Annotated in this window: 2 protein-coding genes; both read right to left on the reverse strand. The window is 73.1% G+C overall.

Annotated features, from left to right (window positions below; translation table 11 throughout):
- Positions 1 to 96 precede the first annotated feature (96 nt).
- Positions 97 to 11,670, reverse strand: coding sequence for a type I polyketide synthase (locus J5X86_RS16155; protein WP_208517492.1), 11,574 nt, complete (start codon positions 11,668 to 11,670; stop codon positions 97 to 99).
- Positions 11,671 to 11,696: 26 nt separating this feature from the next.
- Positions 11,697 to 14,367, reverse strand: a 2,671-nt coding sequence (locus tag J5X86_RS16160; RefSeq protein WP_208517493.1) for an SDR family NAD(P)-dependent oxidoreductase, incomplete at its 5' end; no start/stop codon positions are given.

Genomic DNA, 14,367 nt, shown 5'->3' on the forward strand with positions numbered 1-14,367 from the left:
CGTTGCCCGGCGTACGGCGGCGGCCTGGTGAGGAGCGCGGGGGAGCGCCCTACGGCCGCGTCCCCGGCCGCCACGGCGGCCGGGGACGTCGTTGTCTCAGGCGGCGTCTTTCAGGGCGAGCTGTTCCTGGAGGTGCTCGGCGGCCATCGCCGGGGTGGGGTGGTCGAACAACAACGCCGCCGGGAGCTGGAGGCCCGTGGCCGCGTTGAGCCGGTTGCGCAGCTCCACCGCGGTCAGGGAGTCGAACCCGATCTCGAAGAGCGGATCGTCCGGCCCCACCGCGTCCGGAGTGGCGTGTCCGAGAACGGCCGCGGCTTCGGCGCGGACGAATGCGGTGAGGTGCTGGAGTCGCTGGGCCGGATCGAGGGCGGCGAGTTGCTCGGGGAGGGGCGGGGCGGTGGCGGTCTGGGGGGTGGCGTGGGCGGTGGGGCGGTGGCGGCTTTGCGCCAGGGTGCGCAGCAGGGGCGGGAGGGTGTGGGGAGCGGCGTTGTTCTGGAGGGCGGTGCGATCGAGCTTGAGGGGGATGAGGTGGGGCTGGTGAGTGGCGAGCGCGGTGTCGAGGAGGCGCATGCCGTCGGCGTCGGTCAGGGGGATGACGCCGCTGTGGCGGGCGCGCTGCTGATGGGTGGTGGACATCCCGGCGGTGAGGGCGCTGGTGGTTTCCCACAGGCCCCAGGCGAGAGAGGTGGCGGGAAGCCCGGCGGCGTGGCGCTGCTGGGCGAGCGCGTCGGCGTAGGTGTTGGCGGCGGCGTAGTTGGCCTGACCGGGGGTGCCGAGCGCGCCGGTGGCGGAGGAGTAGATGACGAAGGCCGCGAGGTCGTGGTCGCGGGTGAGGTCGTGGAGATGGGTGAGGGCGTCGACCTTGGGGCGGAAGACGGTGCCCAGGCGTTCCGGGGTGAGGTCGGTGAGCAGGGCGTCGTCGAGGGCGCCGGCGGTGTGGACGACGGCGGTCAGCGGGTGGTCGGTGGGGATGTCGACGAGGACGGTGGCGAGCTGGTCGCGGTCGGCGACGTCGCAGGCGGCGATGCGGATGCGGGCGCCGAGCTGGGTCAGCTCCTCGCTGAGCCGGGCCGCATCGGGGGCGTCGGATCCCTGGCGGCTGACCAGAAGGAGGTTGCGCGCCTTGTGGTGGGTGATGAGGTGGCGGGCGGTGAGGGCGCCGAGAGTGCCGGTGCCGCCGGTGATGAGGACGGTTCCCTCGGGGGCGAGGGTGAGGGGCTCGGGCGTTGTGGTGGGCGCGGGGGTCAGGTGGGGGGTGTAGGCGGTGGCGTCGCGGAGGGCGAGTTGGGGTTGGTCGGTGGCGTTGAGGGCCGTGGGCAGGATGTGGTGGGAGTGCTCGTCGATGTCGATGAGCTGGATCCGGCCGGGGTGTTCGGACTGGGCCGAGCGGACCAGGCCCCAGACCGCGGCGGCGGCCGGATCCGTGACCTCGGCGGTGTCGTGGACCGCCATGGCACCGCGGGTGAGGATCACCAGCCGGGTGGCCGTCAGCTCGAGCCGGTCCAACCATTGCCGCAGCAGATCGAGGACCTGGACACAGAGCGCGTGGGCGCGGTCGATGGGCGGCCCGGTGTTCTCGGGAGCCCAAGCGGACACGTCGGCGACGAGTGCCGTAGGCGGCGCTCCCGCCTCCACGACCTGCGAAACATCGGCATAGTGCGGCGGGGAATCCGGGAGTTGGCTCTCTCCGAGTGTGGCCCACTGTGCTTCCGTCGTGCCGTCGAGCCCGCATTCGGCCCATCCGACCGCCCACAGGGCATTGCCACCTGAGACGGCGGAGAGGGCCCGCAACTGTTCGGGCGTGGTCTCCCGGAGCTGCAGGGAGCCGATCGTGGCGACCGGCAGTCCGTGCGGATCGGTGATCCGCACACACAGCCCATCCGCGCCGGACGCCGCCGCCCGCACCCGTACAGCGGTGGCGCCGACGGCATGGAGCCGCACGTCGGTCCAGGCGAACGGCAGCATCGTGGGCCGATCACCGCTGGACTCGAAGCAGAAGTTCCCGGCGTGCAGAGTGGCGTCCAGCAACGCCGGATGGATGCCGAACCGGCCGGCGACCGCCGTCTGGTCCTCCGGCACGGACACCTCGGCGAACACCTCGTCGTCCCGCTTCCACACCGCGCTCAGGCCGCGGAACGCCGGGCCGTACTCGTACCCCGCCTCGGCCAGTTGCTCATAGAACCCCTCGAGGGCGACGGGCTCCGCGCCCTCGGGCGGCCACGGATGCGCTGCCGTGGCCGCTGGGGTGGCGGTTCCCCCGGTCAGCAGGGTGCCGGTGGCGTGCTCGGTCCACTGCCGTGTGCCCTCGGGACGGGAGTAGACCCCGACCTTGCGGCGCCCGCCTTCCTCACCGCCGACCAGCACTTGGACGTGCAGTGTTCCCTCGCCCGGCACCGCCATCGGCCGACTGATGACCAACTCCTCCAGTACGGGGGCCTCCGCCTCGTCTCCGGCATGCACCGCCAGCTCCACCATCGCCGTACCGGGAAGCAAGACGGTGCCGGAGACGGCATGGTCGGCCAGCCAGGGGTGGGTGCGCAGGGAGAGCCGTCCGGTGAGCAGCACACCGTCGGTGTCGGGCACGCTCACCACGGCCCCGACCAGTGGATGGCCGGTGTCCTCCAGGCCGACGGCACGGACATCGCTCGGGCCGCTGCGGTCCAGCCAGAACGTCTCCTGCTGGAAGGGGTAGGTGGGGAGGGGAATCCGGGTGGGTTGTGAGCCCGTGAAGAGGGTGGGCCAGTTGACGGGTGTTCCGTTGGTGGTGAGGTGGGCGAGGTTGGTGAGGAGGCGGGTGGGGGTGTCGTCGTCGCGGCGGAGGGTGCCGGTGATGGTGGTGTTGGGGGTGTTGTGTGTTTCGAGGGTTTCTTGGATGGCGGTGGTGAGGACGGGGTGGGGGCTGATTTCGATGAAGGTGCGGTAGCCCTGGTCGGCGAGGGTGGTGATGGTGGCGTCGAACTGCACGGTCTGGCGCAGATTGCGATACCAGTAGCCGCTGTCGACCGTGTCGGGTTCGATCCACTCCCTATCGACCGTGGAGAGCCAGGGGATGGTGCCGGGCTCGGTGGTGATGTCGGTCAGCGTCTGGTGGAGTTCGTTCTTGATGGTGTCGACGTGTCCGGTGTGGGAGGCGTAGTCGACGGGGATGATGCGGGCCCTGATGCCCTGGTCGGTGTAGTGGGTGTGGAGTTGGTGCAGGGCGTCGGTGTCGCCTGCGATGACGGTGGCGTTGGGGCTGTTGTGTGCGGCGATCCAGAGTTTGTCGTGCCAGTTGGTGAGGTCGATGGTGTCGGCGGGGGTGGCGAGGGACATCATGCCGCCGTGTCCGGCGAGGTGGTGGGCGATGGTCTGGCTGCGTAGGGCGACGATTTTGGCGGCGTTGGTGAGGGTGAGGTGTCCGGCGACGCAGGCGGCGGCGATCTCACCTTGCGAGTGGCCGATGACCGCGTGGGGATGGATCCCGTTGGCCTGCCAGAGTGCGGCGAGGGAGACGACGACGGCGAAGGTGGCGGGCTGTACGACGTCGACGCGGTCGAGCGATGGAGCATCGGGCGCGCCGGTGATGACGTCCATCAGCGACCACTCGACATACGGGGCCAGGGCCTCGGCGCACTCGCGCAGGCGAGCGGCGAAGACGGGCGAGGTGTCGAGAAGGTGTGCCCCCATCCCCACCCACTGCGACCCCTGCCCCGGGAAAACGAACACGGTCTTGCCCTGGGTGGTGCCGTGGCCGGTGGTGAGGCGGGGGTGGGGTTGTCCGGTCGCGAGGGCGGTGAGGGCGTCCGTGGCCTCACCGCCCTCGGCGCTGGTGTCGGTGAGGATGATGGCGCGGTGGTCGTGGAGGGTGCGGGTGGTGGCCAGGGACCAGCCGATGTCGAGGGGGCGGTCGGTCACCCCGGATTTCAGGTGGTCCAGGAGGCGTTGGGCCTGAGCCCGCAGGGCCGTGGGGGTCTTGGCCGACAGGACCCAGGGCGCGATCCCGCCGGAGGCGACCAGACCAGGAGTGTCGCCGGCCTCGTCGACCTGCGGTGCGGCGCCTTCCGGAGCCTGCTCCAGGATCACGTGTGCGTTCGTCCCGCTGACGCCGAAGGACGAGATCCCGGCGCGGCGGAGGTGTCCCGTCTCCGGCCAGGGCCGCGCCTCGGTCAGCAGGGATACCGCGCCCGACGTCCAGTCCACCTGCGTGGTGGGTTCGTCGGCGTGCAGGGACCGGGGAAGTGTGCCCTGCCGCATCGCCAGGACCATCTTGATGACGCTGGATATGCCTGCGGCCGCTTGGGTGTGGCCGATGTTGGACTTCAGCGAACCGAGCCACAGCGGTTCGTCCCCCGGCCGGTCCTGGCCGTAGGTGGCCAGGAGTGCCTGGGCCTCGATGGGGTCGCCGAGGGCGGTGCCGGTGCCGTGTGCCTCGACGGCGTCCACGTCGGCCACCGTCAGCCCGGCGTTGGACAGGGCCTGCCGTATCACTCGCTGCTGGGAGGGCCCGTTCGGCGCGGTGAGGCCGTTGCTCGCCCCGTCCTGGTTCACCGCCGTGCCACGGACCACGGCCAGCACCTCGTGCCCGTTGCGGCGAGCGTCGGACAGTCGTTCCAACAGCACCAGACCAACGCCTTCGGACCAGTTGGTGCCGTCGGCGCCCTCGCCGAAGGACTTGCAGCGGCCGTCGGACGCGAGACCGCGCTGGCGCGAGAACTCGACGAAGGCGCCGGGCTGGCCCATGACGGCGACGCCGCCGGCGAGTGCCATCGTGCATTCGCCGGAGCGCAGGGCTTGCGCGGCGAGGTGGAGGGCCACCAGCGAGGAGGAGCACGCCGTGTCCACCGTGACTGCCGGACCGGTCAGGCCGAAGGTGTACGACACCCGGCCCGACGCCACGCTCGTCGCACCGCCTACCCCGAGATAGCCCTCCAAGCCTTCGGGCGCCGCGCCCGGGCCGGTGCCGTACCCCTGGCCGCTGGCCCCGACGAAGACCCCGACCTCCTGTCCGCGCAGTGACGTGGGAACGATCCCGGAGCGTTCCAGGGTCTCCCACGCGGTCTCCAGCAGGACGCGCTGTTGCGGGTCCATCGACAGGGCCTCGCGTGGGGAGATGCCGAAGAAGGTGGCGTCGAAGCCGCCCGCGTCGGTGAGGAAACCGCCTTCGCGTACGTAGGACTTGCCCTGGGCGTCCGGGTCGGAGTCGAAGAGCCCGGCCAGGTCCCAGCCCCGGTCCTGCGGGAACGGCCCGATCGCGTCGGTTCCGGTGGCGATCAGCCGCCACAGGTCCTCGGGGGTGCGGACGTCGCCGGGGAGGCGGCAGCCCATGCCGACCACGACGACCGGATCCTCGGCGCCGTCCGGAGCCGACCGGTCGCGCCGGGCCGGGCGGGGTGTGGCCTCGACCGCGCGCCCGCCCAGTTGATCCCGCAGGAACTCGGCGGTGGCCAAGGGGGTCGGGTGGTCGAAGACCAGCGTCGCGGGCAGCCGCAGCCCGGTGGCCGTGTTGAGGCGGTTGCGCAGCTCCACCGCGGTCAGCGAGTCGAACCCCATATCGCGGAACGCCTGCTCCGGCCCGATCGGGTCGACCGTGGGGAACCCGAGCACCGAAGCGGCCTGTTCGCGGATCAACTCGATGAGCAGACGCTCCTGTTCGGCCGCCGACAGCCCGGTCAGCCGTTCGGCGAGGCCGCCCTCACCGGCCTTCGGCACCGGCCGGGCCGTACGCCGGGCCGGCCGGACCAGACCCCGCAGCAGCGGCGGCGGTTCCGCGGCCTCCGCACCGAGGGCGGCGATGTCGAACCGCAACGGCACCAGCAGGGACAGCCCGGACGCCACCGACCGGTCGAACAGGTCCAGGGCCTCCGCCGTGGACAGCCCGACGATGCCGCCACGCCGCACCCGGTGCAGATCGCCGGAGCCGAGCCCGGCCGTCATGCCACTGGTCTGCGCCCACATGCCCCACGCCAGCGAGGTGGCGGGGAGCCCGTGCGCACGCCGCCACTGTGCGAGGCCGTCCAGATAGGCGTTGGCGGCGGAGTAGTTGCCCTGGCCGGGCCCGCCGAGGACGCCGGCGGCGGACGAGTACACCACGAACGCCGCCAGGTCGTGGTCGCGGGTGAGGTCGTGGAGGTGGGTGACGGCGTCGACCTTGGGGCGGAAGACGGTGTCGAGGCGGTCCGGGGTGAGTGCGGTGAGGATGCCGTCGTCGAGGGTCCCGGCCGTATGGACCACGGCGGTGAGGGGGTGGTCGGCCGGGATGTCGGCGAGGACGGCGGCGAGTTGGTCGCGGTCGGCGGTGTCGCAGGCGGTGATGCGGACGGTGGCGCCGAGTTCGGTGAGTTCGGTGGTCAGGTCTGTGGCGCCAGGTGCGTCCGGTCCCCGGCGGCTGACCAGCAGCAGATGGCGTGCGCCGTGCTGGGTGAGGAGGTGGCGGGCGACGGTGGCGCCGAGGGTTCCGGTGCCACCGGTGACCAGGACGGTGCCGTCCGGGTCCAGGGTGCGTGGCAGGGTGAGCACGATCTTGCCGGTATGCCGCCCCTGACTCATCCAGCGGAACGCCTCGGGGGCGCGGGTGATGTCCCGCTGCCGTACCGGCAGCGGCTCGATCCGGCCCGCCTCGAACAGCTCCACCAACTGGTGCAGCAACTCCCGCACCCGCTCCGCGGGGGCCTCCCCACCGAGGTCGAACGCCCGGTAGGTGACCTCCGGATGCCGCGCCCCGACCTCGCCGGGCTCCCGCAGGTCGGTCTTCCCCATCTCCAGGAACCGGCCGCCGGGGTTGAGAAGTCCGAGAGAGGCGTCGATGTGTTCGCCGGTGAGGGAGTTGAGGACGACGTCGGCGGTGGGGAAGGTGTCGGCGTAGGCGAGGTCGCGGCTGGAGGCGAGCCGTTCGGCGGGAACGCCCAGCCGGTGGAGTGCGTGGTGCTTGGAGGGGTGGGCGGTGCCCAGGACGGTGGCGCCGAAGTGCTGTGCGAGCTGGACGGCGGCCATGCCCACACCGCCCGCGGCGGCGTGCACCAGGACCGTCTCGCCCGGCTGGACCCTCCCGAGGTCCTGCAACGCGTAGAGCGCCGTCAGATAGGCCACCGGCATCCCGGCCGCCGTGCCGAACGACCAGCCCTCCGGCATCCGGACCACCGTGTGCGCGTCGGCGGTGGCCAGCGGTCCGAACGAGCCGGAGAACAGGCCCATCACCCGGTCGCCCACGGCTAGGCCCGCGACGCCCGGACCGACCTCGGTCACCACACCGGCGCCCTCCGTGCCGATCACCGACCGGCCCGGATACATGCCGAGAGCCACCAGGACATCCCGGAAGTTGAGCCCGGCGGCGCGGACCTCGATCCGCACCTGACCGGCCGCCGGCGGTGCGGGCTCGGCCTCGTCGGGCAGCAGGGCCAGATTGTCCAGGCTGCCGTACTCGGCCGAGTCCAGATGCCACGACGGTTGCGCGGGCACGCGCAGACCGGGCTCGACCCGGGTCAGGCGTGGCACCCACACGGCGCCACCGCGCACCGCCAGTTGGGGCTCGTCCCCGGACCACACCCCGGCGGGCAGCTCCTCGCACGCACCCTCGGCATCCACCAGAGCCACCCGCCCCGGGTGTTCGGCCTGGGCCGAGCGGACCAGGCCCCAGAGCGCGGTGGCGGCCGGGTCGGTGACCTCGGCGTCGTCGTGCACCGCGACCGCGCCGCGGGTGACCACGGCCAGCCGCGTCCCGGCCATCGCGTCGTCGGCGACCCACCGCTGGATCTCCTCCAGCAGGCGGCCGGTGAGCCCCCGGGCCCACGCGGTCGGCGGCCCGGTGAGGTCTTCGGCCCAGGCGCGCGTATCGGCCACGAGGACGTCGGGAAGCGCGCCCCCTGCGTCCCCCGTGGCGCCGTAGCCCCCGGTTGCCCCGGTGGCCGACTCGCCGAGCGGGGCCCAGGAGACCGCGCCGTCCGGCAGGGAGGTCTCGCTCCAGCGGACCGTCCACAGCGCGTCGTCGGCCGTGCCGATCTTGAGCTGGGCCGGGTCCACCGCCCGCAGGGTGAGCGAGTCCACCGAGGCCACCGTCTGGCCCGAGCCGTCGGTCAGCCGTACCGAGAAGGCGTCGTCGCCGACCGGGCGGACATGCACCCTGACCGCGGACGCGCCGCCCGCGTGCAGACGCACGGTGTTCCAGGCGAACGGCAGCAGGGTCACCTGTCGCGCCGGGTCGGAGGGCAGACAGAAACTGCCCGCGTGCAGCGCGGCGTCCAGCAGCGCCGGGTGGATACCGAACCGCTCGGCCTCCGCGACGGACGTCTCCGGCAGCGCCACATCGCCGAAGATCTCACCGTCCCGGCGCCACGCGGCGACGAGCCCGCGGAACGCCGGTCCGTACGCGTATCCGGCGTCGACGAGCGAGCGGTAGAAGTCCTCCACCGGGATCGGCTCGGCTTCCGCGGGCGGCCACTCGACGGCGGCCCCGTCCGCGGCCCCGTCCAGCGGTGCCGGGCCCTGCGCAGAGAGCGTGCCGGTGGCGTGCTCGGTCCAGTCGGTGCCCCCGTCGGTACGGGAGTAGATCCGCACCGTACGCCGCCCGCCCTCGTCCGCGCCCACGACGACCTGGACGCTCAGGGCGGTGTCGCCGGGCAGCACCATCGGCTGCCCGATCACCAGCTCCTCCAGAACCGGGGTGCCGGTCTCGTCCCCGGCGCGGACGGCCAGTTCCACCATGGCCGTGCCGGGCACCAGCACCGCACCGGAGATGACGTGTTCGCCCAGCCAGGGCTGGGCCCGTACCGACAGCCGCCCGCTGAGCTGCACCCCGCCCGTCTCCGGGAGCTGCACCACCGCGCCCAGCAGCGGATGGCCCGCCTCGCCGAGCCCCACCGCGCCCACGTCGCCGGATCCGGCGGCCCGCTCCAGCCAGTAGTGCTCGTGCTGGAAGGCGTATGTGGGAAGGGTGACGCGCCGGGCGCCGGACCCGGCGAACATCGCGTCCCAGTCCACCCGCACACCCCGTACGTACAGGCCGGCGAGCCCGGCCAGCACCGCGTGGTCCTCCTGGACGCCCGGACGCAGGGACGGCACGAACGCCGCGTCCGCCTCGGGCAGACAGTCCTGCCCCATCGCGGTCAGCACCCCGTCCGGGCCCAGTTCCAGATGGGTGCGCACGCCCTCGTCGGCCAGTGTGCGGACACCGTCGAGGAACCGCACCGCGCCCCGCGCATGCCGTACCCAGTACTCGGGGGAGCACAGCTCCTCGGGAGCGGCGACCGATCCGGTGAGGTTCGACACCACGGGTATCCGGGGTGGCGCGTAGGCCAGCCGCGACGCCACCTCGCGGAACGCGTCCAGCATCCCGTCCATGTGGGGGGAGTGGAAGGCGTGCGAGACCACAAGCCGCTTGGTCTTGCGGCCCTGCCGCGCCAGCGTCTCCGCCACTGCCGTGACCACGTCCTCGTCACCGGAGACGACCACGGAGGTCGGGCCGTTGACCGCGGCGATGGAGACCTTGTGCTCCTTCCCCGCGAGCAGCGGCGCCACCTCGTCCTCGGCCGCCTCCACCGCGACCATCGCCCCGGTCGCGGTGAGTTGCTGCATCAGCCGCCCGCGCGCCCGCACCAATGTGCAGGCGTCCGGCAGGGACAGGACCCCGGCCACATGGGCCGCGGCCACTTCGCCGATCGAGTGGCCCAGCACATACGCGGGGCGCACCCCCCACGACTCCACGAGCCGGAACAGCGCCACCTCCAGCGCGAACAGCGCGGGCTGGGTGAACTCGGTCCGGTCCAGCAGCGCTGCCGTCGCCGACCCCTCCTCGGCGAAGACCACCTCGGCGAGCGAGACCTTCTCGTCCCCGTCGCGCAGGTCGCCGAACTGGGCGCACACGGCGTCGAAGGCCCGCGCGAACACCGGGTAGCCGCCGTACAGTTCGCGGCCCATTCCGGCCCGCTGGCTGCCCTGTCCGGTGAACAGCACCGCCACCTTTCCGGAGGCCACGGACCCGGTGACCGCCGACCGGGCGGACATGCCCGAGGCCACCGCCTCCAGCCCCGCGACGGCCTGCTCGGCATCGGCGCACAGTACGACCGCGCGGTGGTCCAGCCGGGTCCGGGTGGTGGCCAGTGACCAGCCCACGTCCCGCGGGCTGTCGGCGGGCGTCTCGCGCACCTGGGTCAGCAGCCGGGCGGCCTGGGCACGCAGCGCCTCCTGCGTATGGCCCGAAAGCACCCACGGCACCACGTGGCCGGTGGCGACCGGGCCGGGGTCGGCGGGCTCCGCCGAGCGTACGGGCGGTTCCTGATCGGCGGTGTTCTCCCCGGTCGCCTCGGCTTCCTCAGGGGCCTGTTCCAGGATGACGTGGGCGTTCGTCCCGCTGACGCCGAAGGAGGAGATCCCGGCGCGGCGGGCGTGTCCGGTCTCCGGCCACGCCCGCGCCTCGGCGAGCAGGGACACCGCGCCCGCGGTCCAGTTCACCTGGGAGGTGGGCTGTTCGGCATGGAGGGTCTTCGGCAACCGGCCGTGGCGTAAGGCCATGACGGTCTTGATGACACTGGCGATGCCCGCTGCGGCCTGCGCGTGGCCGATGTTGGACTTGAGGGAGCCGAGCCACAGCGGCCGGCCCTCCGGGCGGCTTTGGCCGTAGGTGGCGAGAACGGCCTGGGCTTCGATGGGGTCGCCGAGGGCGGTGCCGGTGCCGTGGGCCTCGACGGCGTCCACGTCGGCCACCGTCAGCCCGGCGTTGGACAGGGCCTGGCGGATCACCCGCTCCTGGGAGGGGCCGTTGGGCGCGGTGAGTCCGTTGGAGGCGCCGTCCTGGTTGACCGCGGTGCCCCGGATCACGGCCAGCACTTCGTGGCCGTTGCGGCGGGCGTCCGACAGCCGCTCCAGCAGAACGAGCCCGACGCCTTCGGACCAGGTGGTGCCGTCGGCACCCTCGCCGAAGGACTTGCAGCGCCCGTCGGGCGCCAGGCCACGCTGCCGGGAGAACTCGACGAAGGCGGTGGGCCGGCCCATGACGGCGACACCACCGGCCAGCGCCATGGAACATTCGCCGGACCGCAGCGCCTGCACGGCGAGATGGGCGGCCACCAGCGAGGACGAGCAGGCGGTGTCCACGGTCACGGCGGGCCCGGTCAGCCCGAGCGTGTACGACACGCGCCCGGAGATGACACTGCCGGAAGCGCCGACCCCAAGATAGCCCTCCAGGCCCTTGGGCGCCTCACCCGGACCCCCGCCGTACCCCTGGCCGCTGCCCCCGGCGAACACCGCGATGTCCCGGCCCTCCACCGACCGCGGATCCATCCCCGCCCGCTCGAAGGTCTCCCACGCGGTCTCCAGCAGCAGCCGCTGCTGCGGGTCCAGCGACAGGGCCTCGCGCGGCGAGATGCCGAAGAACGCGGCGTCGAATCCGCCCGCCCCCTCCAGGAACCCCGCCTCGCGTACGTAGGACTTGCCCACGGCGTCCGGATCGGAGTCGAACAGGGTCTCCAGGTCCCAGCCGCGATCCGTGGGGAACGGCCCGATCGCGTCCCGCCCCTCGTCCACCAGCTCCCACAGCGACTCCGGGTCGGTCACCCCACCCGGCAGCCGGCACGCCATCGCCACGATCGCCACCGGTTCGGTGGACTCGGCGATCAGCCGGTCGTTCTCCCGCTTCAGCCGCTCGGCGTCCATCAGCGAGGTACGCAGCGCCTTGACCAGGTCTTCCCGGGACGCAGCCATGTGTACTCCTCTCCGCAACCGCGGCGTCAGTCGTTTCCGAAGGTCGTGCCGCGCATCGCCCGGCTCACCAGCTCGTCGGCATCCAGCTCCGCGAGCGCGGAGGTCTCCGCCTCCGCGGCGGTGCCCAGGTCGCGCAGACCGCTCAGGTCGCCGGCCGCGGAGTCCGCGAGGCGCACCAGCGCGTCCAGCACCCCCAGTTCGTGGAAGCGGCGCAGTGGCACCGAAGCCAGCACCCGCCGGATCTCCCGCTCGCGGCCCTCCGCGCCGGCGGCCCCGCCGTCCGCGGTCCCGTCCACGTCCCCGCCCCCGTTCACGGCGGGGACCAGCTCCGTACGCAGCCTCCTCGCCAGCGTGGTCGGCTTCGGATAGTCGAACACCACCGTGGGGGAGAGCTGCAGCCCGGTGGCCGCGTTGATCCGGTTGCGCAGCTCCACCGCGGTCAGCGAGTCGAACCCGGTGTCCTTGAACGCACGCTCCGGCTCCACCGCGTCCCCGTCCGCATGCCCGAGCACGGCCGCCGCCTCACGCCGCACCAGATCGGTCAGGAACACCTCCTGCTCCGGGCCGGTCAGCTCGGCCAGGCTGCCCAGGAGCACCTCCCGCCGCGATGCGCCCCCGCCCTGCGTGTCCGCCGCCAGGATCTCGGCGACCTCGGGCAACTGCCGCAGCAACGGCCGCTCCCGGGCCATCGTGTAGCCCGGCACGAACCGCGCCCAGTCGACATCCGCGACGATCACATTCGGCAGACCACCGCCCACGGCCCGCGCCATCGCACGCAGCGCGGGCGCCGGATCCATCGGCAGGATGCCGATACGGCGCCACTGGTCGCCGCTGTCGGCATGGATCATGCCGAGCCCGCCGCCCCAGCCGCCCCACGCCACCGACGTGGCCGCCAGCCCGTGCGCCCGCCGCCGGGCCGCCAGCCCGTCCAGGAAGGCGTTGCCCGCCGCGTACGGGGCCTGCCCGCCACTGCCCCAGACACCGGCGCCGGAGGAGAACAGCACGAACGCGTCGAGCTCCCGGTCGCCGACGAGCTCGTCCAGCACCAGCGCGCCGCGCACCTTCGCCCCCGTCACGGCGGTGAACTGCTCAGCGGTCACCTCGGTGACCGGAGCCGAGGGCAGCCCGGCACCGGCGGTGTGCACCACCGCGGTCACCGGATGAGTACGCTCCGCCTCCGCCAGCACCGCGGCCACGGCGTCCCGGTCGGTCACATCACACGCGGCGAGCGTGACCTCCACCCCCGCCAGGTCCGCCACCAGTTCGGCCGCGCCCGGCGCGTCACCACCCTGCCTGCTGAGCAGCACCACATGGTCCGCCCCGCTCGTGGCGAGCCAGCGCGCCACATGCGAACCGAGCCCGCCGGTGCCGCCCGTGACCAGCACGGTGCCGCGCGGCTTCCAGGGGCTGCCGGAGCCGTCCCGGTCGCGCAGCATCCGGCGTGCGAACAGCCCGTCGGAGCGCACCGCGAGCTGGTCCTCCCCCTCGGGGGACGACAGCGCCGCGAACAGCCCGTCCGGCAACGCCTCATCGTCACCCTCCCCTTCGGCCGGCAGATCGATCAGGCCGCCGAAGGTGTCCGGGTGGTCGAGCCCGAGCACGGCGCCGAATCCCCACACCGCGGACTGCACCGGATCGGCCGCCTCACCGGCCACCGCGACCCCGCCACTGGTGACGCACCACAGCGGAGCGGTGACGCCGTGGTCCCGCAACGCCTGCGCCACCGCGAGAGTGGCCGCGGTGCCCGCGGACACGGTGCCGTACTCGGTGTCTGCGCGGTCGTCCCACGAGAGCAGGGACACCACCCCGGCACCGCCGTCCGCCGACTTGACCTGGTCGCCAACTGCCTCCCGGCCGGTTTCGGAGACCTCGGCGGCCACCACCTCGGCGCCCCGTGCGGCCAGCCCGTCCAGCACCGCACGGACCCGCGCCGAGCCCGCCCGCACGGCCGGGACCAGCACCAGCCACCGGCCCGACAACTGCGGGTCGGTCGCGGCCACCCGGGTCCAGCCGATCCGGTACCGCCATGCGTCCGTGAGGGACTCCTCCCGGCTGCGCCGACGCCATGAGGCGAGCGCGGGGAGCACCGTGCCGAGGGCCGCCGCGTCCACCTCGAGATCCCGCGCGAGGGACTGCGCGTCTCCGTCCTCGATGGCCGCCCACAGGGAGCCGTCGGCCGTGTCGGCCCGCGTCGGTGTCCTGGCGGGCTCCAGCCAGTAGTGCCGGTGCTGGAAGGCATACGTGGGCAGCGGCACCCGACGGGCCCCGGTACCGGCGAACAGAGCGCCCCAGTCCACCGGCACCCCGGCCGCGAACAGCCCTCCCAGCCCCGCGAGAACGCGGTCGGCGGCGCCGTCGTCGCGGCGCAGCGTCCCGGTGATCGTGGCCCGGACCTCGGGGAGGGTTTCGGTGGTGTCCTGGATGGCGGTGGTCAGGAGGGGGTGGGTGCTGACTTCGATGAAGGTGCGGTAGCCGTGGGTGAGGAGGGCTCGGGTGGCTTCTTCGAAGCGGACGGTGTCGCGGAGGTTGCGGTACCAGTAGTGGGCGTCGATGTGTGTGGGGTTGGTCCAGTCGGCGTCGACGGTGGACATCCAGGCCACGGTGCCGGGGGAGGTGGTGACGCCGTTGAGTAGGTGGTGTAGCTGGTTTTTGATGGTGTCGACGTGTCCGGAGTGTCCGGCGAAGTCGACGCCGGGG

Origin of the sequence: Streptomyces sp. NEAU-YJ-81 (genome assembly GCF_017592595.1) — a bacterium.
In the GTDB taxonomy this organism is placed as follows: Bacteria; Actinomycetota; Actinomycetes; order Streptomycetales; family Streptomycetaceae; genus Streptomyces; species Streptomyces hygroscopicus_B.